General features: G+C 61.2%; 23 protein-coding genes. 6 read left to right on the top strand and 17 right to left on the bottom strand.

What is annotated here, in order from left to right; translation table 11 throughout:
- Nucleotides 1-67: 67 nt before the first annotated feature.
- The 9 genes from FKG95_RS22760 to FKG95_RS22720 form a co-directional block, all read right to left on the bottom strand.
- Nucleotides 68-1222, bottom strand: a complete 1155-nt coding sequence (locus FKG95_RS22760) for an ABC transporter substrate-binding protein (RefSeq protein WP_142898728.1) — start codon at nt 1220-1222, stop codon at nt 68-70.
- A 36-nt stretch (nt 1223-1258) separates the two neighbouring features.
- Nucleotides 1259-2902, bottom strand: coding sequence for an AMP-binding protein (locus FKG95_RS22755; RefSeq protein ID WP_142898727.1), 1644 nt, complete (start codon nt 2900-2902; stop codon nt 1259-1261).
- A 2-nt stretch (nt 2903-2904) separates the two neighbouring features.
- On the bottom strand, nt 2905-4080 hold the full coding sequence (locus FKG95_RS22750; protein WP_142898726.1) for an acyl-CoA dehydrogenase family protein: 1176 nt from the start codon (nt 4078-4080) through the stop codon (nt 2905-2907).
- Between the two features lie 3 nt (nt 4081-4083).
- A complete protein-coding gene (locus tag FKG95_RS22745) occupies nt 4084-4887 on the bottom strand; it encodes an enoyl-CoA hydratase family protein (RefSeq protein WP_246116869.1) in 804 nt (267 codons plus the stop codon).
- A 12-nt stretch (nt 4888-4899) separates the two neighbouring features.
- Nucleotides 4900-5388: a MarR family winged helix-turn-helix transcriptional regulator gene (locus FKG95_RS22740; RefSeq protein WP_142898724.1), complete on the bottom strand. Its 489-nt coding sequence runs from the start codon at nt 5386-5388 to the stop codon at nt 4900-4902.
- Nucleotides 5385-6149 carry an SDR family NAD(P)-dependent oxidoreductase gene (locus FKG95_RS22735; protein WP_142898723.1) on the bottom strand — a complete coding sequence of 255 codons (765 nt, stop codon included), beginning with the start codon at nt 6147-6149 and terminating at the stop codon, nt 5385-5387. The genes FKG95_RS22740 and FKG95_RS22735 overlap by 4 nt, the downstream gene beginning before the upstream one ends.
- A gap of 3 nt (nt 6150-6152) precedes the next feature.
- The gene (locus tag FKG95_RS22730; RefSeq protein ID WP_142898722.1) at nt 6153-8444 is read right to left on the bottom strand and encodes a bifunctional salicylyl-CoA 5-hydroxylase/oxidoreductase; all 2292 of its coding nucleotides are present in this window, start codon (nt 8442-8444) and stop codon (nt 6153-6155) included.
- Nucleotides 8445-8574: 130 nt separating this feature from the next.
- Nucleotides 8575-9543, bottom strand: coding sequence for a CobW family GTP-binding protein (locus tag FKG95_RS22725; protein WP_142898721.1), 969 nt, complete (start codon nt 9541-9543; stop codon nt 8575-8577).
- A gap of 15 nt (nt 9544-9558) precedes the next feature.
- On the bottom strand, nt 9559-11202 hold the full coding sequence (locus FKG95_RS22720; protein WP_246116868.1) for an amidohydrolase: 1644 nt from the start codon (nt 11200-11202) through the stop codon (nt 9559-9561).
- Between the two features lie 327 nt (nt 11203-11529).
- Here FKG95_RS22720 and FKG95_RS22715 point away from each other — a divergent pair, with 327 nt between their 5' ends.
- The 6 genes from FKG95_RS22715 to FKG95_RS22690 all read left to right on the top strand — a co-directional run bounded on the left by FKG95_RS22715 (nt 11530) and on the right by FKG95_RS22690 (nt 17746).
- On the top strand, nt 11530-13113 hold the full coding sequence (locus FKG95_RS22715) for an ABC transporter substrate-binding protein (RefSeq protein WP_142898719.1): 1584 nt from the start codon (nt 11530-11532) through the stop codon (nt 13111-13113).
- Between the two features lie 96 nt (nt 13114-13209).
- Nucleotides 13210-14187 (top strand): ABC transporter permease, encoded by a 978-nt coding sequence (locus tag FKG95_RS22710; RefSeq protein WP_142898718.1) that lies wholly within the window; start codon nt 13210-13212, stop codon nt 14185-14187.
- A 3-nt stretch (nt 14188-14190) separates the two neighbouring features.
- The gene (locus FKG95_RS22705) at nt 14191-15087 is read left to right on the top strand and encodes an ABC transporter permease (RefSeq protein WP_246116867.1); all 897 of its coding nucleotides are present in this window, start codon (nt 14191-14193) and stop codon (nt 15085-15087) included.
- Entirely contained in the window at nt 15084-16094 is a 1011-nt protein-coding gene (locus tag FKG95_RS22700) for an ABC transporter ATP-binding protein (RefSeq protein WP_246116866.1), read from the top strand. The genes FKG95_RS22705 and FKG95_RS22700 overlap by 4 nt, the downstream gene beginning before the upstream one ends.
- Nucleotides 16091-17086: an ABC transporter ATP-binding protein gene (locus FKG95_RS22695; RefSeq protein WP_142898717.1), complete on the top strand. Its 996-nt coding sequence runs from the start codon at nt 16091-16093 to the stop codon at nt 17084-17086. Before FKG95_RS22700 ends, FKG95_RS22695 begins: the two co-directional genes overlap by 4 nt.
- Before the next feature lie 60 nt (nt 17087-17146).
- Nucleotides 17147-17746 (top strand): transferase hexapeptide repeat family protein, encoded by a 600-nt coding sequence (locus FKG95_RS22690; protein ID WP_142898716.1) that lies wholly within the window; start codon nt 17147-17149, stop codon nt 17744-17746.
- Nucleotides 17747-17877: 131 nt separating this feature from the next.
- Here FKG95_RS22690 and FKG95_RS22685 read toward each other — a convergent pair whose 3' ends face one another.
- The 8 genes from FKG95_RS22685 to FKG95_RS22650 all read right to left on the bottom strand — a co-directional run bounded on the left by FKG95_RS22685 (nt 17878) and on the right by FKG95_RS22650 (nt 24569).
- Nucleotides 17878-18945 (bottom strand): phospholipase D-like domain-containing protein, encoded by a 1068-nt coding sequence (locus FKG95_RS22685; protein WP_142898715.1) that lies wholly within the window; start codon nt 18943-18945, stop codon nt 17878-17880.
- Between the two features lie 136 nt (nt 18946-19081).
- The gene (paaE, locus tag FKG95_RS22680; RefSeq protein WP_142898714.1) at nt 19082-20164 is read right to left on the bottom strand and encodes a 1,2-phenylacetyl-CoA epoxidase subunit PaaE; all 1083 of its coding nucleotides are present in this window, start codon (nt 20162-20164) and stop codon (nt 19082-19084) included.
- 24 nt (nt 20165-20188) lie between these two features.
- The gene (gene paaD / locus FKG95_RS22675; RefSeq protein WP_179954234.1) at nt 20189-20701 is read right to left on the bottom strand and encodes a 1,2-phenylacetyl-CoA epoxidase subunit PaaD; all 513 of its coding nucleotides are present in this window, start codon (nt 20699-20701) and stop codon (nt 20189-20191) included.
- A gap of 4 nt (nt 20702-20705) precedes the next feature.
- A complete protein-coding gene (paaC, locus tag FKG95_RS22670; protein ID WP_142898713.1) occupies nt 20706-21476 on the bottom strand; it encodes a 1,2-phenylacetyl-CoA epoxidase subunit PaaC in 771 nt (256 codons plus the stop codon).
- Nucleotides 21476-21763 carry a 1,2-phenylacetyl-CoA epoxidase subunit PaaB gene (paaB, locus tag FKG95_RS22665; protein WP_142898712.1) on the bottom strand — a complete coding sequence of 96 codons (288 nt, stop codon included), beginning with the start codon at nt 21761-21763 and terminating at the stop codon, nt 21476-21478. Before paaB ends, paaC begins: the two co-directional genes overlap by 1 nt.
- A 46-nt stretch (nt 21764-21809) precedes the next feature.
- Nucleotides 21810-22799: a 1,2-phenylacetyl-CoA epoxidase subunit PaaA gene (gene paaA, locus FKG95_RS22660; RefSeq protein ID WP_142898711.1), complete on the bottom strand. Its 990-nt coding sequence runs from the start codon at nt 22797-22799 to the stop codon at nt 21810-21812.
- Between the two features lie 199 nt (nt 22800-22998).
- A complete protein-coding gene (locus tag FKG95_RS22655; protein ID WP_142898710.1) occupies nt 22999-23922 on the bottom strand; it encodes a PaaX family transcriptional regulator in 924 nt (307 codons plus the stop codon).
- Between the two features lie 50 nt (nt 23923-23972).
- Entirely contained in the window at nt 23973-24569 is a 597-nt protein-coding gene (locus FKG95_RS22650) for a TetR/AcrR family transcriptional regulator (RefSeq protein ID WP_142898709.1), read from the bottom strand.
- Between the last annotated feature and the right edge of the window lie 30 nt (nt 24570-24599).

Below are 24599 nucleotides of genomic sequence, written 5' to 3'. Positions count from 1 at the left end.
AATAGGGAAGGAATGAAAGTGGATGCGGGCCGCGCCTATTGAAGCGCGGCCCGCTCTGGTTTCTCAGTTACATCGAGCACTCGGAGGCATAGGCATCCGCATGATCCTTCAGGCCGACACCGACGATCTTGTTTGTCAGAACGTCGCCCTCCTTGATCACCTCGCGCACATAGATGTCCTGGATCGGGTGATTGTTCGGACCGAACTTGAAAGCTCCACGGACAGACTCGAACTCTGCGGCCTTCAATGCCGCACGGAACGCATCGGCATCTTCAACACCGCCGGTTTTTTCCAGTGCGGATGCGATCAGGCGCGCCGCGTCGTAACCCTGACTGGCGTAAAGCGACGGCAGACGGCCGTACTCCGCCTGAAACTCGGCAACGAAAGCCTTGTTGGCCGCATTGTCGATATCCTTGTTCCACTGCGAGGAGTTCTTGACCCCGAGCGCCGCATCGCCGACCGCTTTCAGGATACCCTGGTCGAAGGAAAAGGCCGGACCGAAGACAGGGGCCTCGATACCAGACTGGGCATACTGCTTCATGAAGGCGATCCCCATGCCGCCGGGCAGGAAAAAGAAGACCGAATCCGGTTTGGCTTCGCGGATTGCGGCCAATTCGGCGGCGTAGTCCTTTTGCCCCAGCTTCGTGAAGGTCTCACCGGCCAGTTCGCCCTTATAAAAGCGCTTGAAGCCTGTAAGCGCATCCTTACCTGCCGGATAGTTCGGCGCCAGAATGTAGGCGTTTTTCAGGTTCTGACTGGAAACGTATGCACCCATCGCTTCATGCAGATTATCGTTCTGCCAGGCGACGTTGAAGTAGTTCTCGTGACAGAGTTTGCCGGCCAGTTGCGAGGGGCCCGCATTGGGACTGACGTAGAAGGTGCCGCCCTTGACCGCGGAGGGCACAACCGCAAGCGCCAGGTTCGACCAGACCAGGCCGGTCAGGATATCGACCTTGTCGCGTTTGAGGAACTTGTCCGCAATCTGCTTTGCTTTGTCCGGCTTGCGGGCATCGTCCTCGATCATCACCTCAACATCCTGGCCGCCGAGCTTGCCGCCGCCCTGTTTGACCGCCAGCGCGAAGCCGTCACGGATGTCGATACCCAGGCTGGACCCGCCGCCCGAAAGCGTCGTGATCATGCCGATTTTTACGTTCTCCGCCTGCGCCATGGCAGGCATCGAAACGCCGGCCGCCAGTGCCAGCGCGAGTAACTTGCTTTTCATAAATCTGTCTCCCATTGGTAGCCCTGTTACGTGTTGTTAGCCCTGTTTAATGGCCTTTTCGGCCTTGAGTTTAAAACGCTGCACTTTCCCTGTTGGTGTTTTCGGCAGCGCTTTGGTGAATAGGATTGATCTCGGGTATTTGTAGGGTGCGATCACCGATTTCACGTGATCCTGCAGATGCTTCACCAGCGCTTCGTCACCGTCAACAGATTCGCGCAAAACCACATGCGCCTGGACGATGGTGCCACGGTCCGGATCGTCGGCGCCGACAACGGCGCATTCCGCGACATCAGGGTGAGTGAGGAGCGCGTCCTCCACCTCGGGTCCGGCAATGTTGTAGCCGGAGGACACAATCATATCGTCCGCCCGCGCTGCAAAGTGAAAGTAGCCCTCGGCATCCTGACTGAAGGCATCGCCCGTCAGATTCCAGCCGTCGCGGACATAGGCGGTCTGCCTGTCGCCGCCCAGATAGCGGCAACCAGTCGGTCCGCGGATAGCGAGTTTCCCGACTTCGCCGGCCGGCAAGGCGTTCATCTTGTCGTCCACGATCATCGCTTCATAGCCCGGCACCGGTTTTCCGGTCGCGCCGGGCAGAGTATCGTCCGGGTAGTTGGTGATGAAAATATGCAGAAGCTCGGTCGCGCCGATACCATCCAGGATGGGCACCCCGGTCGCGGCGGTCCAAGCATCGAAGGTCGCTTTGGGCAGGGTTTCGCCGGCGGAGACCGCCAGCCGGAGCGAGGAAAGATCACCCCGGCCCTCGGCAACTTCGCCCATCATGACCCGGTAGGCCGTCGGCGCGGTAAAGCAGACGGTCGCGCCCTGCTCTTCGATTGTCTTGAGCAGATTGCCTGGACGGCCATCCTCGACCAGAACCGCCGTCGCGCCGAAGCGAAGCGGAAAAACCGCCAGGCCGCCGAGGCCGAAGGTGAAGGCCAAGGGTGGTGAGCCGATGAAGACATCTTCGGGGCTTGGAGCCAGAACCGAAGCGGCGTAGCCGTCGGCAATCGCCAGGATATCCCGGTGGAAGTGCATGGTTGCCTTGGGGGCCCCGGTGCTGCCGGATGTAAAGCCCAGCAACGCCACATCGTCACGCCCGGTTTTCACCGCCTCAAAGGTCGCGGGTTTCCCGCCCATACGCGCTTCGAGTTCGCCCTGACGCGCGCTGGTTCCGTCAAAGGTCAGGATCTTATTGAGATATGCACTGGATCCTGCGCAAGCCTGCAACTCTTCCTTCAGCCGTTGATCGCAAAGCGCAAAGCCGATCTCAGCTTTGTCGACGATCTTGGTCAGCTCCCCGGCGCGCAGCATCGGCATGGTGTTGACCACCACCGCACCGGCCTTGGTCGCGCCGAGCCAGGCCGCGACCATACGCGGGTTATTGGCGGATCGGATCAGAACCCGGTTGCCGGGCACGACACCCATGTCCTCGATCAGCACCTGCGCGATGCGGTTACTCTCCGCGGCCAGTTCCCGGTAGGTGAAACTCTCGCCTTCGCCCTTGACGGCCACCTGAGCGCCCAAACCCTTGGCAACCACGCCGTCGGTCAGCTCAACCGCCGCATTGACGTACTCAGGATACTGGAACTCCGGCCGCTCGAGCAGAATCTCAGGCCAGTTTTCAAACGGCGGAAGCTGGTCCCGGCTGTAGCTGTCCTGATGCGCGGAGGGTCCCAGCATGGTCAGCTTCCTCCCGACGCGGCAGCCTCAGCCAGCGCCTGCCGGGCAATGACGACCTTCTGGACTTCCGAAGCGCCTTCGTAAATCCGCAGGGCGCGGATTTCCCGATAGAGCGATTCGACAATCTGCCCGCAGCGCACGCCGTCCCCGCCGTGGATCTGCACCGCCTTGTCGATCACCGACTGGGCCGCTTCGGTCGCATAAAGCTTGGCCATGGCCGCTTCACGGGTGACGCGCGGCGCGCCCCGGTCCTTGGTCCAGGCGGCCCGGTAGATCAGCAGCGCCGACGCATCGACATCCAGCGTCATCTCCGCCAGTTGTCCCTGCACAAGCTGCAGCTCGGCCAGGGGCGCACCGAAGAGTTCACGCTTGGCCGCCCGTGTTAGGGCTTCGTCGAGCGCTCGTCGCGCAAAGCCAAGCGCGGCAGCCCCGACCGTGGAGCGGAAAACGTCGAGCACGCTCATGGCGATCTTGAAGCCTTGGCCCGACGCCCCAATCATGGCCGTCGCGGGCACCCGGCAATTTTTGAATTCCAGGCGCGCCAAGGGGTGGGGTGCAATTACATCAATGCGTTCGGCAATCTCCAGGCCTGGCGTATCCCCCGGAACAATAAAAGCCGAGAGCCCGCGCGCGCCGGGCGCGTCGCCGGTCCGGGCAAAGACCACATAGAGGTCCGCAATACCGCCGTTGGAGATCCAGGTCTTTTCGCCTTCGAGAATGTAGTCGTCACCGTCTTTGCTCGCCGTCATCTCGATATTGGCGACATCGGATCCCGAGCGCGGCTCGGAGAGTGCAAAGGCGGCAATGGCATTCCCGGCCCGGGTCCGAGGCAGCCAGGTTTCGCGCTGCGTATCGCTGCCAAAGAGTGAGATCGAGCCTGCACCCAGGCCCTGCATGGCAAAAGCAAAGTCGGCCAAGCCGTCGTGACGCGCCAAAGTCTCGCGAATCAGGCAAAGCTTACGCACGTCGATCCGGGAGTCCGGGTCCGCGGGGTCCGGCGCGGAATACCTCAACCATCCGTCCTGTCCCAGCATGGCAACCAGTTTCCGGCAGGTCGCGTCCGTGTCGCTGTGATCCAGACCGGCCAATTTCTCGGTCGACCAGGAGTCGAGGTCATCCGCAAGCACCCGGTGGCTGTCGTCGAAGAAAGGCCAGGATAGAAAGCTCTTATCGCTCATGGCTCAATCACCCTCGAAAACCGGCTTTTGCTTCTCGATAAAAGCATCGTGCGCCCGTTTGAAGTCCCGGGTCTGCATGCAAATCGCCTGAGCCTGCGCCTCCGCCTCGATCGCCTGATCCAGGGTCATGGACCATTCCTGATTCAGCATGGTCTTGGTCATCATGTTGCCGAAGTTGGGGCCGGCCGCGAAACGCTGTGCCAGGGCGACGGCCTCGTCTTCCAGCGCATCCGTTTCGACGAGCCGGTTGAAGAAGCCCCAGCGCTCGCCTTCGTCGGCGGACATGGAGCGGCCGGAGTAAAGCAGTTCCGCCGCGCGGCCCTGCCCGATGACACGCGGTAGCATGGCACAAGCCCCCATATCGCACCCGGCCAGACCGACACGGGTGAAGAGGAACGCCGTCTTGGCCTCCGGCGTGCCCAGGCGCAAATCCGAGAAAAGTGCAATCATAGCGCCCGCGCCGACGCAAACCCCATCGACCGCCGCAACAATCGGCTGCGGACAGGCCCGCATGGCCTTGACCAGGTCGCCGGTCATGCGGGTGAATTCGAGCAGGCCCTTCATATCCCGGTCCAGCAGCGGCCCGATGATGTCCTTCACGTCCCCACCGGAACAGAAGTTCCCCCCGTTGGAGGCAAAGACCACTGCTTTCACTTCGTCGATGTAAACCAGGTCGCGGAAAAGATCGCGCAGCTCGGCGTAGGATTCGAAAGTCAGCGGATTCTTGCGGTCGGGCCGGTCCAGTGAAATCACGCCGACGCTGCCCTCCATCCGCCAGTTAAAGTGCTGAGGTTTGAATTCGGTCATAGCCGCCATCTCTCATCGGCTCCTTTGAGTTTCGTTGAAGCGGCTCAGGAGGCTGATCAGGTCCGCAGCTTCCTCCGCAGAAACCTCCGAGAGCAGGCCATCGACCCAACCCTCGTGAGCCTCCGCCATCTCACCGAAAGCCGTGACGCCCTTCGGGGTCAAGCGCACGAAAGTGGCCCGGCGGTCTTTTTTGTCCGGCACGCGGACGACCAGGCCTTCCAGCACCAGCCTGTCGATGATCCCGGTCACATTGCCGTTTGAGACCATGAGAAAACGCGAGAGTTCGGTCATGGTCATGCCGTCCTGGCAGCGATGCAGAGCCGCCAGAACATCGAAGCGCGGCAGTGTGGCATCGAAGTCCTTGCGCAGACGCTCCCGCAGTTCTCCCTCCACGGAGCGGGTCGCCCGCAACAGCCGCAACCACAAGCGCAGCCGCTGCTTGCTGAGCTTTGCAGTCTCCGGCTTGGTGACTGCTGCAGAAGTTCCGCTGCCGGATGTCACGTGACCTCTCCCCCGGAAATGGAAATCGCCTGTCCGGTCACCGACCCCGATCCGGAAGCGCACAGCCAGACCACGCTCTCCGCCACTTCCTCCGGCTGCACGAAACGGCCTTGCGGATTGGACGCCGCCAGAGATTTGCGAGCATCCTCCTCGCTGCGGCCCGTCTTCTCGACGATCTTTGCAATGGAGTCCGCCAGCAACGGCGTCTCGGTAAAGCCGGGGCAGACCGCGTTCACGGTGATCCCCGTCTTTGCCAACTCGCTCGCCATGGCGCGGGTCAAGCCCACGACCCCATGCTTGGCGGCACAATAGGCGGCAACATAGGGATAGCCTTTGAGGCCCGCCGTGCTGCTGACAAACACAACACGTCCCTGATCGGACTCGAGCATATCGGCCAGAGCTTCGCGCGCACAGAGAAAGCTGCCGGTGAGGTTTACCGAAAGCATTCGCTCCCACTGATCGAGGCTCGTGTTCTTCAATGCCACACTCTCCGCCGCGCCGGCATTGGCCACCAGGATATCCACCGGGCCCTGTGCCGCACGCGCGGCTTCGAACATCTCGCGCACCGCCGCTTCGTCGGTCACATCGGCCTGCACCATGGCAGCGCCCGGGATCTCTGCCGCCGTCGCTTCCAGAGGCTCCCGCCGCCGTCCGGCAAGGGTGATCTTCGCACCCGCTGCGGCAAGACGACGGGCAATCGCCGCGCCGACCCCGGTTCCGCCGCCCGTCACGAGAGCATGTTTTCCCGCAAGCTGTGTCACCTGCTAGACCTTCATCACCGTGGCTTCGGCGCGGGCGGCCAATCGCTGCATCTGATCCCGTCCCGCATAGTACTGTTTGGGCCAATCCGCGCGATCATAGCCCAACTGCGCCGCCGCATGCAGGGTCCAGTAGGGGTTGGTCAGATGCGGACGCGCGAGGCAGCAAAGATCCGCACGGCCCGCCATCAGGATCGAGTTCACGTGATCCGGCTCATAGATGTTGCCCACCGCCATGGTGGCGATCCCCGCCTCGTTACGAATGCGGTCGGAGAAGGGCGTCTGGAACATACGGCCATAGACGGGTTGCGCCTTCTTCGAGGTCTGACCGGCGGAAACATCGATGATGTCGACACCCTCTTCCTTCAGAACCCGGGCGATTTCTACCGCTTCCATGGGTGTCACGCCTTCGTCGCCGACCCAGTCGTTCGCGGAAATGCGCACGGAGATCGGCTTCTCGTCGGGCCAGACCGCACGCACCGCCCGGAAGACCTCTAGCGGAAAGCGCAGGCGGTTCTCCAGCGAACCGCCGTATTCGTCGCTGCGGCGATTGGTTAGGGGCGTGATGAACGCGGACAGCAGATAACCATGGGCGAAATGCAGCTCCAGAAGATCGAAGCCGCAACGCTCGGTCATCTCAGCTGCCGAGACAAAATCATCGAGAACCTTATCCATATCCATGCGGGTCATTTCACGCGGCGTCGCATTTTTGTCGGACCAGGCAACCGGCGACGGCCCCAGGATCTCCCAATTCTCGCCCGGCAGCGGCGCATCCATCTCGTCCCAGCCAAGCTGGGTGGAGCCCTTGGGGCCGGAATGCCCAAGCTGCATGGCCATCTTCGCCGGGGTCTCCGCATGGACGAAATCGACGATGCGCCTCCAGGCTTTCTCGTGCTCGGGGTCGTAGAGTCCGGTGCAGCCCGGTGTGATCCGGCCTTCGGGCGAAACACAGGTCATCTCGGTGTAGACCAGGCCCGCGCCCCCCAGCGCCCGGCTGGTATAGTGGACGAAATGCCAGTCGTCCGGCGTCCCGTCCTTGGCCGAGTACTGCGCCATGGGCGAGACTACGATCCGGTTCTCCAGTTCCAGCCCGCGAATGCGGAAAGGCGTGAACATGGGCGGGCGTGAGTCCTTGGGGGCCTGCCCGGTCGAGCGGCCCTCGAACCATTTCTCCGCGCCCTCAAGCCAGTCCTTGTCGCGCAGGCGCAGGTTTTCGTGACTGATTCGCTGAGATCGGGTCAGAAGCGAATAGGCGAACTGTGTCGGCGCCAGATCGAGATAGCGGTCGATTTCCTCAAACCATTCCAGCGAATTGCGTGCCGCACTCTGCAGGCGCAAAACCTCTAGACGGCGCTCATCCTCATAGCAGGCGAAAGCCTCTTCCATCGTGGCGTTACTATGCAGGCGATCGGCAAGATCGATCGCGCTTTCCAGTGCCAGCTTGGTTCCCGAACCGATGGAAAAATGCGCCGTTGCAGCCGCGTCGCCCATAAGAACGATGTTTTTGTGCGACCACTTCTCGCACAACACCCGGGGAAAATTCAGCCAGGCAGATCCGCGCAAGTGCTTCGCGTTGGACATCAGCGCGTGACCGTCCAGGTACTTCGCGAAAATCTTCTCGCAGGCCGCAATGGTCTCTTCCTGGCTCATCTTGTCGAAGCCGAAATTCAGCCAGGTGTCCTCTGCGCACTCGACGATGAAAGTCGCCGTGTCATCGTCGAATTGGTAGGCGTGGACCCAGATCCATCCGTGCTCGGTTTCCTCGAAGATGAAGGTAAAGGCGTCATCGAATTTCTGATGGGTGCCGAGCCAGATGAATTTGCAGGCCCGCTGATCGATATCGGGCTTGAAGACATCGGCATGCTCGCTACGCACCTTTGAGTTCAGCCCGTCGGAGGCCACGATCAGATCGTAGTCGGCGAAGCCGTCTGTCGAGCCGAACTCGCTTTCAAAGCGCAGCTCGACATCCAGTTCCCGCGCCCTGTCCTGCAGAAGGTTGAGCAGTTTCTTGCGCCCGATCCCGCAAAAGCCGTGACCGCCCGACACGATCTTTTCGCCCCGGTAATGGGTTGCAATGTCATCCCAGTAGGCAAAGTGCTCCCGGATCGACTTAGCGCTGATAGGATCGTTGAGTTGACAGTTGTCCAGGGTTTCATCGGAAAGAACCACACCCCAGCCGAAGGTATCATTGGGCCGGTTCCGCTCGATCACGACAATCTCGTGGGACGGATCGCGCAGCTTCATGCTGATCGCAAAGTAGAGTCCGGCTGGTCCACCTCCAAGACAGGCAACGCGCATCAAACTCTCCCTTCATCCAATTCGGGCATCACTATGCGTCCTCGGAAAATTTGTTTCAAGTATAAAATATTTAGACCTGAAGCTTTAAAAGGAAAGCTGTGCCAGCAGAAGAGTTGGAAATTTTGGCGAGTTAGCGGGAAAAAAGGCGGTTCAGCTCTACCGTATCCATTTGACCCTTGAGGCCGATCGCCACCAAAGTCGTGTGCTTGATATGGTCCGGCACCCTTGGGAGGGATTCGATTTCGACCCGTCCACCGACCGCCTGCACCAGCGCCCAACACCCGTCCAGCTTCACGAAACCTTTCAGCCGGAGCAAGCCCGCGGGAAGATCTTTGAGCACGTCAGCAAGCTCCTGTTGTCCGAAGATGCAATCGCGCGCGAGCGACCAACGCGAATAGAGATCCTCGTGATCTTCAGCGTGATCATGGTTGGCGTGATCGTGGCCAGAGTGACCGTAATGGGCGCAGCCCTGCGGGATCTCGTCGACTTCGGCGGGCGACAAACTCCCCAGCAGCACCTCGAGCGGTACCCGGCCGAAGCTCGCCTCGATTTGCCGGGCAGTGGGCGCAAGCGCCGCGACCTGCGCCTTGAGCTCCGAAAGGGCGTCAGGAGCTTGAAGATCGCTTTTGCTGACGACAATCAGGTCTGCCGCCGCAATTTGGCGAACCAGCGAACTTCCGATCTGTGCATCATCGACCAATGCCGGGAAGCCAAGGGCGTCAAGCAACGCGATGGTTCCGTCGAGACGCAGCTCTGGCTCGGCCCGGGCGATTTCCGAGATGCGGGTCGGGTCGGCGACACCGCTGGCCTCGATCAGCAGATGATCCGGGCGCGGTTGACGGTCCAGTGCGTCTGAGAGTGCGTAAAAAAGATCTCCGCCCATGGAACAGCAGATGCAGCCGTTGGCCAGGGTCAGGGTGTCACCTTCCTGCGATTCGATCAGATCCGCATCGACGGCGATATCGCCGAAGTCATTGACCAGCACCATGATCCTCCGGCCATCGGCATGGCGCAGCATGTGATTAACCAGCGTCGTCTTGCCGGCACCGAGATAGCCGGTGATAACGGTCAGAGGCAGGCGCTGATCCTTGGAATCCATGGCCTGAATTGCTCCCTAGGAAATCGGCTGGGGCCGGCCCCCAAGAACCGTGCCCCAAACGCCGATATCCTTGATGGTCATCGGGTCGACAGATAAGGGGTCGTCCTCCAGCACCGCGAAATCCGCTTTCTTGCCGACCTCGATGGAACCGACCTCATGGTCCATATGCAGGGTATAAGCCGGTCCCAGCGTCACGGCCCGCAAGGCATCCTCCACGGAAATCCGCTCGGCCGCGCCCAGGATCCGTCCTGAAGGCGTGACACGGTTAACCGCACACCAGGCCGTGAACAAGGGTCCCATGGGCGTCACCGGCGCATCGGAGTGGATCGCCAGTGGCACGCCCTCGAAGAGCGCTGTCGCGCAGGCATCGATCCGCTCAGCACGCTCCGGCCCGACCGTCAGCTCGTAATGCTTATCCCCGAAGTAGAAAATGTGATTGGCGAAGAGATTCACGCAGAGTCCGAGATTGCGGATCTTGCGGAACTGAGCGGCGTCGGCCAGCTGGCAATGCTGCAGCACGTGCCGATGATCCGGGTTTGGGTTCTTTCTCAGGGCCTGCGCCAGTGCTTCGATGGTGACCTCCGACGCCTCATCCCCGTTGACATGAATGTGCATGTGCACGCCTGCTGCGTTCAAGGTCTCGACCGTCGTCATCAACTGCTCGGGCGGAATGTTCCAGATCCCGTGATCCGGCCCCTTGTAGTACCCCGGCCAGCGCATGCGTGCGGTGAAGCCCTGGATCGAGCCGTCGGTGATGATCTTGATCGAGCCGAGGCGCAATTTGTCGGTGGACTTTTCGCGCAGGGCCAGCGCCTGGGCCGCGATTTCCCCCGCAGGGCCAGTATGGGCGTTGAGCACCGGGACCAGACGGCTGGGATAGCTCTCCTCGCCGGTGATCGATGCCATGAGCTCGACGTCTTCCAGCGGCAGATCGTTAATCAGGTCGGTCGCGGTCGTCACGCCGCTGCGGTGACAGACCTTGCCGTAGGCACGAATACCTCCCTCCGTGCGGGCCAGCGAGCGGATGTCGATCTTCAGGCGCCGCATCACCGGGAACATGGCCGCCATTTCCTGAAGCTCGCCCGTTGGTTCTCCATCTTCCCCGCGGTCCACGCCCATGACGTCGGTGTTTCGGTCGTATTGCGCCATCTCGAGGGCTTTTGAATTCGCGGTTAGGAGATGAAAGTTGGAGTGGATGACGGCAATCGGCCGATCCCTGGTGACCTCATCCAAGTCAAAGCGATTGAGACGATGCGCCGTCAGGAAGATCGGATCGAAGCCCCAGGCGATCAAAGGCGCGCCCGGTTCCAGCTCCGACTCGATCTGGCGCAGCCTGCGGGTGACGGCCTCGATGTCCTTCAGACCTTCCCAAAGCACTCCGTCGGGAGAGATCCGGTCCTCAAAGCCGACATAGGTGAATTGCCAGACCCCCCCCGCCATCATATGAGCGTGCCCCTCGACGAAACCGGGCAACAACACTTTTTCCGCGAAGGTTTCATCGAGCCGGACATCGTCGGAGCGGGATTCGGCCCAACCGGAGACCTCCTCCAGGCTGCCGACCGCCAGAACCCGGCCGTCGCGAACCGCGACGTGGGTCGCTTCTGGCCGATTCGGCACCATAGTGATAATTTTTCGCGCCGCATAAATGACCGTTTGCACCAGATTCTCCCCTCAAGACCGCGAGTCCTGCGCCTGTCTGCCTCTTTTTGAATTACGCCGCAGCCGGAAGTCTGATCAAAAATTCCGGTTTAGTCTATGCGCGAGCTGCATCAACCAGAACGCAATTTTTGAGCGCGGCCAGCTTTGATGGAGAGCGCCGCAGCTTAAAAGTGAAAAACCTCCAATTCATTGAAAAATTTGAGACTTAACTGTGATAGGGTAGAATTTCAGAAACTTCAGATGAGTTAGACGCTGAACGGGAACCGGGGGTTTCGCCCCCTCAACGAGCCGGACGCTGGGAACGCGTCTGAGAAGACGGGGGAGAAAATGCACAAATTCAAAAGCTTAAGCCTGGCAACAGCTCTGGTTGCAAGCATGATTCCTGGGTCGGAGATCCAGGCCGCCGATCCGGTCAAAGGCGGCACACTGGTCATTGGCACCACGCAGAAACCGCGCCACCTAAACCCGGCCGTTCAATCGGGTACAGCCACAGCGGTACCCGGCACGCAGATTTTCGCCACGCCTTTGCGGTTCGATGAAAACTGGACCCCACAACCCTATCTGGCCGAAAGCTGGAGCGTTTCCGACGACGGCTTGAGCATCACGCTCAATCTGCGCAGGAACGCCAGGTTCCACGACGGCGAGCCGATAACTTCGGAAGATGTGGCCTTTTCCATCCAGACCGTGAAGGACAACCATCCCTTCAAAACCATGTTCGCCCCGGTCGAAAAAGTCGATACGCCTGACGCCCACACCGCCGTCATCCATTTTTCGCGCGCGCATCCGGCCGCCCTGCTCGCGATGTCCTCGGCGCTTTTGCCGGTCCTGCCGAAACACGTTTACGGCGACGGTCAGGATCCCAAGTCGCACCCGGCCAACAACAACCCGATCGGTTCCGGCCCCTTCAAGATTGTCGAATTCAAGCCGGGCGAGCACGTCATTCTGGAGCGCAATCCGGACTATTTCATCGAGGACAGGCCCCACCTGGACCGTGTGATCGTCAAGCACTACAAGGATTCCAACAGCCTCACGCTTGCCGCCGACAAGGGCGAGGTGGACATGTATCCCTTCGTCACCAATACCCGTAACATCGGCCGGCTGAAGAAGAACGCAAACCTGGAGGTCACGAGCCAGGGCTACGCCGCAGTCGGCCCGGTCAACTGGCTGGCCTTCAATACCAAAAACGAGTTCCTGAGCGACGTACGGGTGCGCAAGGCCATCGCCTTCGCCACGGACAAGAACTTCATCATCAATGCCCTGCACGGCGGCTTTTCCCAACGCACCGCAGGACCGGTCGTTCCGGGCAGTCCCTTCCACGCGCCCGACGTCGAAGCCTATGACCTCGATCTGGACAAGGCCAACGCCCTGCTGGACGAAGCCGGTCGCGCCAAAAAAGACGACGGCATGCGCTTCAAGCTCAGGGTCGACTACATTCCCGGCGTAGCCGAACAGCAGAAAGCCATCGCGGAATATCTGAAACCGCAGCTTAAAAAAGTCGGGATCGAGGTTGAGGTGCGCGCCGCACCCGACTTTCCGACCTGGTCAAAACGGGTTTCCGGCCACGACTTCGACATGACCATGGATATCGTCTTCAATTGGGGAGACCCGGTGATCGGGGTCCATCGCACCTATACCTGCGACAATATCCGCAAAGGTGTGATCTGGTCGAACACCCAGAGCTACTGCAACGAAGAGGTCGACGATGTCCTGTCCGAGGCCGGCGTGGAGCCCGATCCGGACGCGCGGGCCGCGCTCTACCGCAAAGCGCAGGCGATCATCGTCGATGAGGTGCCGATCGCCTTCATCAACACCGTGCCCTACCACACCGCCTACAGCAAAAAGATCGGCAACCCGCCGATCAGCATTTGGGGGGCAATGGCACCGCTCGATGAAGTCTTCAAGACGAAGTAGTCTCTCCTTTATCATGCGCTCTTTGCTGCGACACAGCAGGCGAGGCACGACTTTATCTTCTCCAGAGGATGTAACGGCGAGGGTGGGACGGCCGGAATGCAGATCCTGACGATGCTTCTGCGGCGTTTGCTGTATGCCGCGATCCTTGTGTTGGCTGTTCTGGTTCTCAATTTCCTGCTGATTCATCTCGCGCCCGGCGATCCGGCGGAGGTCATTGCGGGCGAGATGGGCGGCGCGACCGAGGAGGTCATGGCGTCGATCCGCAAGGCCTACGGGCTGGACCGTCCGCTGCACGAACAGCTCGGCGTCTATCTTGGTAAAACCCTGCAAGGGGATTTCGGCCAATCCTTCTTTTACAACGCCTCGGTCACCAGCCTGATTCTGGGCCGGATCGGGCCAACACTCTTGCTGGTTACGACCGCTCTGCTGTTTGCCATCGGCCTGGGCACCCTGCTTGGCGTGATCGCATCGCGAAATCCGCGCGGGATCGTCAGCAATCTGGTCACCGTGCTCTCCATCGTCGGCTATTCGGCTCCGATCTTCTGGACCGGGATTATGCTGATTATCCTGCTGGCCTGGATCTTTCCCGTCTTTCCGATCTCCAACATGCGCGATGTCACCCTGGAGGGCGGCACCTTTCGCCAAATTCTCGACGTCGCCCATCACCTGGTCCTGCCGGCCTTCACCCTGGGCATTGTCTTCCTCGCCCAGTACAGCCGTCTGACACGTGCCAGCATGCTTGAGGTTCTTGGCTCGGATTACATCCGTACGGCACGGGCAAAGGGCGTTCCGGAACGCAGCGTCTTCGGCAAACATGCTTTGCGCAACGCCATCCTGCCGGTCGTGACCATCGCCGGCTTGCAGTTCGGCAGCATCATCTCCGGTGCTGTCCTGGTCGAGACTGTCTTTAACTGGCCCGGCCTGGGCACGTTGGCCTTCCAGTCGATCCTGGCCCGCGACTACCCCACGGTCCTGGGCATTCTTTTCTTTTCGGCGCTGATCGTGATCATCATGAATGTCGTAACCGATATCCTCTATCGCGTCGTCGATCCGCGCATCCGGACAGCGGACTAGATCATGGCGCAGAGCGATTCCACCGACGCCATGATCCAGGGCGGCATCCCGAAGGCGGAACATCCCGTCTCGGAAGCCTGGCGTATGTTCCAGCGGAACACTGCCGCCATGTTCGGATTGGTGTTGCTGGGGTTCCTGGTGCTGATCACCCTGATCGGCCCCCTGGTCTACAGCGTCGACCCCTTTGAGATCGTCTGGGCACCCTTGACGCCGCCGGGACAGGAAGCAACCGCACCGCTCGGGACGGATTACCTGGGCCGGGACATCCTGGCAGGCCTGATTCATGGCGGCGTCGCGACCCTCGCGGTCGGCCTGGCCGCCGCCTTCATCACCGTGACCATCGGACTGACCGTCGGCGCTCTGGCCGGTTTCTATCTGGGCCTTGTCGACGATATCCTGATGCGGGTCACCGAGTTCTTCCAGGTGCTCCCGGCCCTGATGTTCGCCATGGTTCTGGTCACGCTCTTTTCGTCATCCCTGACCGTGGTCGCCATTGCCATCGGTCTGGTCAGTTGGCCGCCCACGGCGCGTCTGGCCCGCGCGGAGTTCCTGCGAATCCGGAATCTGGAATATGTCTCGGCGGCCCGTTCCGTCGGCGCGAAAAACCCCCGGATCATTTGGCGTGTGATCCTGCCCAATGCCCTGCCGCCCCTGATCGTCTCGGCCACCCTGACCATCGGAACCGCCATTCTCTTCGAGGCCGGTCTGAGCTTCCTCGGCCTGAGCGACCCCAATACCTACAGTTGGGGCTACATGATCGGTTCCGGGCGCGACAACATCCTGGACGCCTGGTGGGCGGTGACCCTGCCCGGCGGGATGATCTTCATCACGGTCCTGGCGGTCAGCCTGATCGGCGACGGGCTCAATGACGCCTTCAATCCGAAGCTGCGCGAACGATGAGCGATATGCCGCCGAAAGAACTGCTGCTCCAGGTTACCGATCTCTGCGTCGAGTTCGAGACCCGCGACGGCACGGCGAAGGTGCTGGACGAGGTCTCGCTGGAACTGCGCGCGGGCGAAACCCTGGGTATCGTCGGTGAATCCGGCTGCGGCAAGTCCATGACCGCCCTCTCCATCCTGCGCCTGATCCCCAGCCCGCCGGGCAAGATCACCGCCGGCCGGGTCCGCCTTTCCGGCACAGATCTCCTGTCCTTGGACGAACGCCGTATGCGCGACATTCGCGGCAAAGACATCTCGATGATCTTTCAGGAACCCATGACCTCGCTCAACCCTGTCTTTACGGTGGGTGAACAGATCGCCGAGTCCCTCCGTCTGCACGAAGGGATCAGCGAGAAGGACGCGGCAAAGCGCGCAGTTGAAATCTTGAAATCCGTCGGCATTCCCGAACCCGAAGCCAGGGCAGAGTCCTACCCGCACCAGCTCTCCGGCGGCATGCGGCAGAGGGTCATGATCGCCATCGCCCTGGCCTGCGGCCCCAAAGTCATCATCGCCGACGAACCGACCACGGCGCTTGACGTCACCGTGCAGGCCCAGATTTTCGATCTGTTGCGGGATCTCAATCAGCACCTTCAAACAGCGATCATCCTGATCACCCACGATATGGGCGCGATCGCCGAGATGACCGACCGGGTGACCGTGATGTACGCCGGACGCGTCGTCGAGGAGGGGCCGGTCGAGGCCATCCTCGAAGCGCCGCGCCATCCCTACACCCAGGGTCTGATTGCCTGCGTGCCGCAACTGGATCCGAACCCGGGCAGCGAGCGGCCGCCGCTGGAGGAAATTCCGGGTGTGGTTCCGCCCCTGAGCCGATTGGGCAGCGGTTGCGCTTTCGCGCCGCGCTGCAAGCATGCCTTCGCGCGCTGCCACGACGAACGGCCTGAACGACAGCCCGTCGGCGGTGACCACAGTGCCGCCTGCTGGCTGCTGGTGGAAGACGGCACGTCATGACAGCGGAAATCCCTGACCGCGACCTCCTGCTCCGCATCGAAGACCTCAAGGTTCACTTTGGGGGTAAGAGTTGGATACCCGGGAAAGCCAGCAAGACCGTCCATGCCGTCGACGGTGTCAGCCTCGAGGTCGAACGCGGAAAGACCTTTGGGATTGTCGGCGAGTCCGGCTCCGGGAAAACCACCACGGCCCTCGCCTCGGTCCGATTGGTGCCGATTACCGCGGGCCGGGTCTTCCTGGACGACACTGAGATCAGCGCACTCACCGGCGAAGCGCTGCGTCTGGCACGCAAGCGCTTCCAGATCGTTTTCCAGGATCCCTTTTCATCGCTCAACCCAAGGGTCCGGGCGGGGCAGATCGTCCGCGAACCGCTGGACCTGATGGAGATCGGCGCCGAGGCCGATCGTGACGGACTGGTACAGGAGCTCTTCGCCCAGGTCGGCCTGCGCCCCGAACAACAGGCGCTCTTTCCTCATCAGTTCTCCGGCGGCCAGCGGCAGCGCATTGGCCTCGCACGCGCCATCGCCACCCGTCCCGAGCTGGTGGTCTGCGACGAGCCCGTCTCCGCGCTGGACGTCGCGATCCAGGCCCAGATCCTCAACCTTATGCGGCGTCTGCAGGAGGAGCTGGGTCTGACCTACCTCTTCATCTCCCATGACCTGGGCGTCGTACAGTACATTTGCGACGAGATCGCGGTCATGTATCTGGGACAAATCGTCGAGCAGGCGGACCGGGTTTCGCTCTTTGTCCGACCCCGGCATCCCTACACCAAGGCCCTGCTTTCGGCGGTGCCCTCGGCGCGGGCGGGGAAGCGCGCCGCAAACCGGGCCAACCGCATCCGCCTGGAGGGCGACCCGCCAAGCCCGATCGACCTGCCCAAAGGCTGCCGCTTTGCCGGACGCTGTCCCCTGGCAGAGGCCCGCTGTCACGAAACGCCTCCCGAACTCCGGCTCATCGGGAAGGGACACAAGGTCGCCTGCCATCTGGTCTAGAGGCCCCTTCCCGGTTACCATGCGGCATGGTCAAAACACGGCAATTCGAGAGAAGCTTTCATGGATAGTTGTTACGAGATCGACGGCATGATCCCGGTCGTCGATCCAACCGCCTTCGTCCACTCCAACGCCATTCTGATCGGGGACGTTATTATCGGCCCGGGCTGTTACATTGGCCCGGCGGCGAGCCTGCGGGGCGACTTCGGGCGGATCGTGGTGCAGGAAGGCGCCAATGTTCAGGACACCTGCGTCGTGCACGGCTTTCCCGGTGTGGAGACCGTCATAGGGCCGGATGGACACATCGGACATGGGGCGGTCATTCACGGCGCACAGATCGGACGGAACGTTCTGGTCGGGATGAACGCGGTGGTTATGGACCGTGCCGAAATCGGCGAGTCTTCAATCATCGGCGCGGCAGCCTTCGTACCCGAGGGCAAGAAAATCCCCGCCCGTTCCCTGGCGGTCGGCACGCCCGCCCGAATCCTGCGCGAACTGACGGATCAGGAAATCGACTGGAAGAGCCGCGGCACCGCCGAATACCAGCAGCTCACCCGGCGCTCTATGGCCAGCATGAAAAAAGTACAGCCGCTGACCGAAATCGAAGCCAACCGCCCCTGCTATGAAGACAGCTCCTACCAAACCCTCGGTCAGACGAAGTAAAGCGAAACTATAGCGAATTGCGTTTTTCTTGAATCACAGCATCTCAAAGTCTGCGTTCAAGATCAGCAATTTGCTGATCGAGAGGCAGCGAATTTTGTGTCTGTTTAAACGCAAATTGCTTTAAGTCTCTTTTAGCGCGGGCGCCTGATCGGCGCTCCGTGATCCTTGATGATGCGTTCGATCTCCTTCAGGGCGAAGGCACCGACCTTTTTTTGCGCCCTGCGGCTGGCCGCGGAGGTGGTTTGCAGGTCGCCCAGAATAAAGATGTTTTCGTCGTTCAGACGGTTGGCCGGACCGGTGTAATTGAACGACCCGCCGATCACGACCTGCTCATCCAGTACCATCAGCTTGTGATGCAGCTTGCCGACGCCCTTGCCTTTCCAGACGGCGGTCAGATTCGCGCCCTTTTTCTGCAGCGGTTTGACCGCCGCCCACTTCTGTGCGCCCTGCGCGCCGTCGAACGCGCCGGTAATCGGCATATTCATATCCAACAGGCGCAGCATGGTGTCGTCGATCCCGGAAGACTTGGCGAAGGTGAAGATCGCGAAGTCGATGCGTTTCTTCGCCTTCAACATCTGCTTCATGATCTCCATTTCCGGATTGTGGTCCGGAGCGAAGAGAATCCGAATGGGCAGGTCCGACACGATGCGGTCGGTCGGGGTTTCATCATGCCCTTCGTTGCGCTTGCCGAAATGGCCGCGCTGGATTTCGGCGAACTCGCGTGCGTAGATCTTGGCCACCTTTTCGTCATGGATGACCACGATGTGGTTGAGGTTGCTGTGCGTCCCGGTCGGCGTAAAGTTGGTGGAGCCGGTCAGCAGCGACACCCGGTCCCGCACGATGAATTTCTGGTGGAATATGCTCGTGTTGTAGTCGGTCTTGACGTCGATCCGGGACCGCAGAATGGCGTTGTGGATCTCCCGGTTCGGCTCGTACTTGCCGCTCGCTTCCCAGGGGTTGCTCTGCAGCTTCGAGGACTTCAGATAATCCTGCTCCAGGACGATCTTCACCAGGCACTTCCTGGCACGGGCCCGGATGATGGCTTCGGCAATGGGCCGGCTCTCCAGCTCCTGAACCGCGATCTCCAGGCGCTTTTTTGCGCCGTCGATAAAATCGACAATCACGGCTTCCAGATCGTCGGGTGCGCCCACTGTCTTCGGGCCCATATAGAATTCGACGCCGCCTATCTTTATCGCCATGAAATCCGTCCCCAAAAAAACCTAAACCAAAGGTAATGGGGACAGGATAGGCGTTCGCGCAAAATTAGACGAGTTAAAGTTCAGATAGGCGCGGGAACTTGTTCTTCAGGTCACGTCGTGAACGAAGATCACCGGCTTAGACTTCGTCGAAATCGAGCACCAGCTTTTCGGTCAGCGGCCGTGCCTGGCAGGCCAGGATAAACCCGGCTTCCTGTTCCCAGGGCTCGAGCGAATAATTGGTCGCCATCTCCGCTTCACCCTCCACCACTTTGCAGCGGCAGGTGCAGCACATCCCGCCCTTGCAGGAATAGGGCAGTTCCAGACCCTGCCGGGCGGCGGCGGCAACAACGTTCTCGTCACCCTCGAGCATTTCGATGCTGCGGCGGGTGCCGTCGAGAACGGTCTCGATGGTCGCGCCCTGCTTCGCCGTTTCCTTGGCCCGCGCCGAGGCTTCGCGGGGCGGCGGTGCGCCCTCGGCGGGCACGAACATCTCAGCGCGTACTTTCTCCGGCGCGACGTTTAGATCTTCAAGAGCCGATTTGGCCTGCTCGATCATGTCGCCGGGGCCGCAGAGGAAAAAGGCATCCACCTCCGCCGGATTGAAGAGGCCAGTCTGCACCAGGTCGCGGATGCGCCCGGCATCCAGCCGGCCGTGCAGCAGATCGACATCCTGTGCTTCCCGGCTCAGGACATGGATTAGGCGGAAGCGCTCGAGAAAGCGGTCCTTGAGATCCTCCAGAGCCGTCCGGAAGATGATCGAATCCGTTGTCCGGTTTCCGTAGAAAAAAGTGAATTCGCTCTGCGGCTCGCGCTCGAGCAGGCTCTTCGCAATCGCAAGGATAGGAGTCACGCCGCTGCCTGCGGCGAAGGCCACATAGCTGCCCGCCGCATCTTCATGAGGCTCGGCCAGGAAGCGGCCTTCCGGCGTCATGACGTCAAGTGCCATGCCCACGGTCAGATTGTCATTGGCGAAGGTCGAGAAGACTCCTCCCTCGACTTTCTTCACCGCGACCCGCAACTCGCCGTCGTCCAGTCCGGAACAGATCGAGTAGGAGCGCCGGGTGTCTTCACCGTCGACATCCGTGCGCAGCGTGAGGTACTGACCCGGCGTATAGCGATAGGCTTCGCGCAATTCTTCGGGCACCGAGAAGGAAATCGACACCGCATCCGCCGTCTCCCGGCGGACGTCGGCAATGGTCAAAGAATGAAATTTGGCCATGGCCACCCTCTCACAGACAGAATTCTACAAACACTTGAAATAATCGAATGGCTCGGCGCAGGCCTTGCAGCGATAGAGCGCCTTGCAGGCGGTCGAACCGAATTCGCTCACCCGCTCCGTATTGCAAGAGCCGCACTGCGGGCAGTCCACCGAGTCCTTGCCGAAGAGCGCCTGGCGTGAACTGGAGGCACGTACCGGCGGGGCAATGCCGTAAGCCCGCAGCTTTTCCCGTCCGGCATCCGACAGCCAGTCGGTCGTCCAGGCCGGCGAAAGCACCGTCTCGACCCGCACATCATCGAAGCCAGCGCTGCGCATCGCACCCAGAATTTCCGTTTCCATGACCAACATGGCCGGACAGCCCGAATAGGTCGGCGTGATCGTCACGACGGCCGCGCCGCTCTCCGCCACCTGCACATCGCGCAAAACGCCCAGATCCTCGATGGTCAGCACCGGAATCTCGGGGTCGCAGACGGTCGCAGCCGCTTCCCAGGCCTTAGCGGTCTTCATGGAGTCGGTCGATGGTGCGGCGGCAGTCATCGCATTACCAGCTCAGGCCCGGATAGGTACGCTGCATGTACTGCAGCTCGCTGAGGATGTGCCCCAGGTGCTCGCTGTGCCGCCCGCTCCGTCCGCCGGACTGCGACCAGCTGTCCATAGGCCGGGTCAGGGAAGCGCGCTCGAGAACCGCATTCACGGTCGCGTCCCATTCCGCCTTCAGTGCGGCGGCATCGACAGCGATTCCACAATCGAGCATTTCATCGGCAAGCGCGTCCATCTCGAAGAGCTCGCTGGCGTAGCCCCAAAGCTCCTCAAGCGCATCCTGGCTGCGCCGATGACTTTCTTCGGTGCCGTCGCCCAGCCGGATCAGCCACTCGGAAGAATGCCGGAGATGATACTCGACCTCCTTCAGTGATTTTGCCGCGATCGCCGCGAGTGTCTCGTCGCTGGAGGCCGTCATCGTGCGCCAGAAAGGAACCATGAAAGCAGCATGAAAGACCTGTCGCACGATGGTGACCGCGAAGTCGCCGTTGGGCTGCTCCACCAGCAGGGCATTCAGATACTCCCGCTCGGGGCGCAGGAAAGCGAGATCGTCCTCGCCCTGGCCCTTGCCTTCGATTTCGCCCGCATAGCTGTAGAGCGAACGGGCCTGACCCAGAAGATCCAGCCCGATATTGGCCAGCGCCAGCTCTTCTTCCAGCGTCGGAGCATGGCCGCACCACTCGCCCAGCCGCTGGCCCAGGATCAACTGATCGTCAGCCAGGCGCAGGACGTACTTGAACAGGGTTTCGGGTTTGAGGTCTGCGTCCGGCATCACATGTGCCCCACATCTTCGGGAATGTCATAGAAGGTCGGATGGCGGTAAATCTTCGAGCCGGTCGGTTCGAACATCGTCTCCTTCTCGGTCGGATCGGAGGCGACAATGTCACTGGAACGCACCACCCAGACCGACTGGCCCTCGCCGCGCCGGGTATAGACGTCGCGCGCAGCCTGCATCGCCATTTCCGCATCGACCGCATGCAGCGAGCCGACGTGCTTATGGCTCAGGCCATTGCGGGCGCGGATGAAAACTTCCCACAGGGGGGTATTCTTCTCGGTCATATCAGTCTCTCATTAAACTTGCGCTCAATTGCCAGAGCTCGTGCGCCTATTCAGCGGCAACGGCGGTTTCGCGGGCCGCGGTCTTCTCCGCGTAGGCCAGCGCCGCTTCGCGGACCCAGGTGTTGTCATCATGGGCCTTACGGCGCGCCTTCATGCGGTCGCGGTTGCAGATACCGTCGCCCTTGACCACGCGCCAAAACTCATCCCAGTCGATTTCACCGTGGTCGTAGCCGCCCTTCTCCTCGTTCCATTTCAGATCCGGGTCGGGCATGGTAAGACCCAGGAACTCCGCCTGCGGCACAGTTGCGTCGATGAACTTCTGGCGCAGTTCGTCGTTGGTGAAGCGTTTGATCTTCCAGGCCATGGACTGGTCGGAATGGGTCGAATCCGCGTCGTGCGGCCCGAACATCATCAGCGACGGCCACCACCAGCGGTCCAGCGCATCCTGCGCCATGGCCTTTTGTTCGTCGCTGCCCTTACAGAGGGTCAGCATGATCTCGTAGCCCTGGCGCTGATGGAAGCTCTCTTCCTTGCAGACCCGGATCATGGCCCGCGCGTAAGGGCCGAAGGAACAGCGGCAGAGCGGGATCTGGTTCATGATCGCCGCGCCGTCGACCAGCCAGCCGATGGTGCCGATGTCGGCCCAGGTGATGGCCGGATAATTGAAAATCGAAGAGTATTTGGCCTTGCCGCTCAGCAACTGACCGACCAGTTCTTCCCGGCTGACCCCCAGGGTCTCGGCGGCGGAATAGAGATAAAGCCCGTGCCCGCCCTCGTCCTGGACCTTGGCCAGCAACGCCGCCTTGCGGCGCAGGGTCGGCGCGCGGGTAATCCAGTTGCCTTCGGGCAGCATGCCGACGATTTCGGAGTGGGCGTGCTGGGCGATCTGGCGCACCAGCGTCTTGCGGTAGCCGGCGGGCATGGGATCGTTCGGTTCGATCTTGAGTTCCGCATCGATCCGCGCCTGAAAGGCCGCGAGGAATTCCTCGTCTTCATGGGTGGTGCCGTCCGCACCGATCAGCCCCTGGGAATACATAGCATCACCTCTATCGCGGATCGCGTTTTTCTTAACTCATAGCGTCTCAAAATTTGCGTTCGACATTAGCTCCTTGCTAATTGAGAGGCAGCGAATTTTGAGCCACCTTAAACGCAATCTGCTTTCACACTGCAGCATCGACACAATATGTTACAAATATGATTTTATCAATACATTTTTCGTAACATTTAACTGGAAATCAGGACGGCAAACCCCCAAAACGCGCGGAAAACGCCCCTGAATTCGGCGGCAAACCACCATCCGGCGCGCCATCGCATCCATCGAGCCAGCGATCACTCTGCGGCAGCAGCAGACGATACAGCTCCGCCACGGTCTCCCGGGCCTCCCGTCCCGCCCAGTCCTCGGGCAAGAGTTCCGGGGGCAGCAGAGGATCTTTCAGGGCGATCCTGCGGAAATCGTGGATCAGCAGTGTGCGCGCGGCCATAGCGTCCAGGGGGGCAAGCTGTGCTCCGTCCCGCAAGCTCGCCAAGAGAGGCGAGAACACCCGCAGAATCTCATTGTAAGCTGCTCCCGTATCTTCCAGCAGCCAAGCGGCGGAGGTCAGCGGTGGTAGATGTGCGTTCACTGGCGCCTTGGCCGAAAAGACGACCGCCCCAGCCAGAAACTCGCCGGCATCTGGCGCGTCTTCGGTGTCCGGACGGCAAAAGACCGTCGGCCCCAGAGTCCCGAAGCCCAGCTCGCGCAGGGCCTTGCGCCGGGCATCCCGCGCTTCGCCGGCCTCTTCCGGCGCCACGCAGATCGTCCAGCCGCCGTCCCATGCGACGGGACCCGCCGCATAGATCCGTTGGGTCGCCAGGGCAAAGGAACGCTCCCCGGTCTCAGACAGCGCATAGTAACTGCGCCGCCCCCGCTTCTCACGGCTCAGCCAGTGATCCGACGCCAGCCGCGACATGGCCGCCCGCAAAGCCCCCGGTTCAATGCGCAGCCGTTCCAGCAAGGCCTGCAAAGCCCCCAGCCACAACACCCCGCCCCGCGGCACGATGGCATCGCCGTAGACGGTGATGACAATCGACCAGACCCGCAGGCGTTCACGCCGATGCAGGCGATCGATCAGGGACTCAAGACAAGCGGTGGCGGAAGAAGAGGATTCTGTGGGGACCATGGAGGGCTTTATGGCCTAAAGACCTGCCTCACGACAAGCGGGCAGCGCCGTTACCTTAACCCCAGCAGCCCCTTCACAAAGAGGTTCGTGGCGAGATCCGCGTAGTCCTCGCGGCTGATGGAACCCTCTGGGCGGAACCACATGTAGTGCCAGTTCAGCATGCCGAAGAGGGACATGGTCACCGGTTTCAGGATCGATTGCCCGTCTTCCACGGCCGGGTTGATGCCTTTGACCGCATCCGCGAAGATCGCCACCAGCTTGCGCTCCAGCCCTTTCAGGGCCTCCTGCTTATCCTTGGGCAGGGCCGAGAGGGCGTTGATCTGTACCTTGTGTTCCGCATCGGCGTCGCGGTAGCAGTCGAGCAGCGCACCGACCAGTCCGCGCAAGCGCGTTTTCGGCTCCGCATCCGGATCGTCGGCCTGTTCAATGGCTTCGCAGAGTTCTTCCAGGTGTCCGTGAATGATGTCGAAGAGCAGCTCTTCCTTGTTGGTGTAGTAGTGGTAGAGCAGTGGTTTGGAGACACCGCATTCCGCCGCCACGCTCGACATGGAGGTCCGCTCGAAACCGCCGTCGGCAAAGAGGCGGGCCGAACGCCGCAGAATAGCGTTGCGCTTCTCGCCGTAGTCCTGCGCCTGTGTGCGCGCCATAAAAAGAACTTCCCCTGATGTAGGTCTGTG

This window comes from Denitrobaculum tricleocarpae (assembly GCF_007004665.1).
Classification (GTDB): Bacteria; Pseudomonadota; Alphaproteobacteria; order Kiloniellales; family Kiloniellaceae; genus Denitrobaculum; species Denitrobaculum tricleocarpae.
This window is presented reverse-complemented; position numbering and strand designations above follow the sequence as displayed.

Excerpts from the sequence above, each read along its gene's own strand:
- FKG95_RS22730 (WP_142898722.1), bottom strand. The coding sequence starts at position 8,444 with ATGCGCGTTGCCTGTCTTGGAGGTGGACCAGCCGGACTCTACTTTGCG.
- FKG95_RS22685 (WP_142898715.1), bottom strand. The coding sequence starts at position 18,945 with ATGGCGATAAAGATAGGCGGCGTCGAATTCTATATGGGCCCGAAGACA.
- FKG95_RS22760 (WP_142898728.1), bottom strand. The coding sequence starts at position 1,222 with ATGAAAAGCAAGTTACTCGCGCTGGCACTGGCGGCCGGCGTTTCGATG.
- paaE (WP_142898714.1), bottom strand. The coding sequence starts at position 20,164 with ATGGCCAAATTTCATTCTTTGACCATTGCCGACGTCCGCCGGGAGACG.
- FKG95_RS22700 (WP_246116866.1), top strand. The coding sequence starts at position 15,084 with ATGAGCGATATGCCGCCGAAAGAACTGCTGCTCCAGGTTACCGATCTC.
- FKG95_RS22705 (WP_246116867.1), top strand. The coding sequence starts at position 14,191 with ATGGCGCAGAGCGATTCCACCGACGCCATGATCCAGGGCGGCATCCCG.
- FKG95_RS22710 (WP_142898718.1), top strand. The coding sequence starts at position 13,210 with ATGCAGATCCTGACGATGCTTCTGCGGCGTTTGCTGTATGCCGCGATC.
- FKG95_RS22715 (WP_142898719.1), top strand. The coding sequence starts at position 11,530 with ATGCACAAATTCAAAAGCTTAAGCCTGGCAACAGCTCTGGTTGCAAGC.
- FKG95_RS22725 (WP_142898721.1), bottom strand. The coding sequence starts at position 9,543 with ATGGATTCCAAGGATCAGCGCCTGCCTCTGACCGTTATCACCGGCTAT.
- paaC (WP_142898713.1), bottom strand. The coding sequence starts at position 21,476 with ATGCCGGACGCAGACCTCAAACCCGAAACCCTGTTCAAGTACGTCCTG.
- FKG95_RS22755 (WP_142898727.1), bottom strand. The coding sequence starts at position 2,902 with ATGCTGGGACCCTCCGCGCATCAGGACAGCTACAGCCGGGACCAGCTT.
- FKG95_RS22745 (WP_246116869.1), bottom strand. The coding sequence starts at position 4,887 with ATGACCGAATTCAAACCTCAGCACTTTAACTGGCGGATGGAGGGCAGC.
- paaB (WP_142898712.1), bottom strand. The coding sequence starts at position 21,763 with ATGACCGAGAAGAATACCCCCCTGTGGGAAGTTTTCATCCGCGCCCGC.
- FKG95_RS22690 (WP_142898716.1), top strand. The coding sequence starts at position 17,147 with ATGGATAGTTGTTACGAGATCGACGGCATGATCCCGGTCGTCGATCCA.
- paaA (WP_142898711.1), bottom strand. The coding sequence starts at position 22,799 with ATGTATTCCCAGGGGCTGATCGGTGCGGACGGCACCACCCATGAAGAC.
- FKG95_RS22650 (WP_142898709.1), bottom strand. The coding sequence starts at position 24,569 with ATGGCGCGCACACAGGCGCAGGACTACGGCGAGAAGCGCAACGCTATT.
- FKG95_RS22695 (WP_142898717.1), top strand. The coding sequence starts at position 16,091 with ATGACAGCGGAAATCCCTGACCGCGACCTCCTGCTCCGCATCGAAGAC.
- FKG95_RS22655 (WP_142898710.1), bottom strand. The coding sequence starts at position 23,922 with ATGGTCCCCACAGAATCCTCTTCTTCCGCCACCGCTTGTCTTGAGTCC.
- paaD (WP_179954234.1), bottom strand. The coding sequence starts at position 20,701 with ATGACTGCCGCCGCACCATCGACCGACTCCATGAAGACCGCTAAGGCC.
- FKG95_RS22750 (WP_142898726.1), bottom strand. The coding sequence starts at position 4,080 with ATGAGCGATAAGAGCTTTCTATCCTGGCCTTTCTTCGACGACAGCCAC.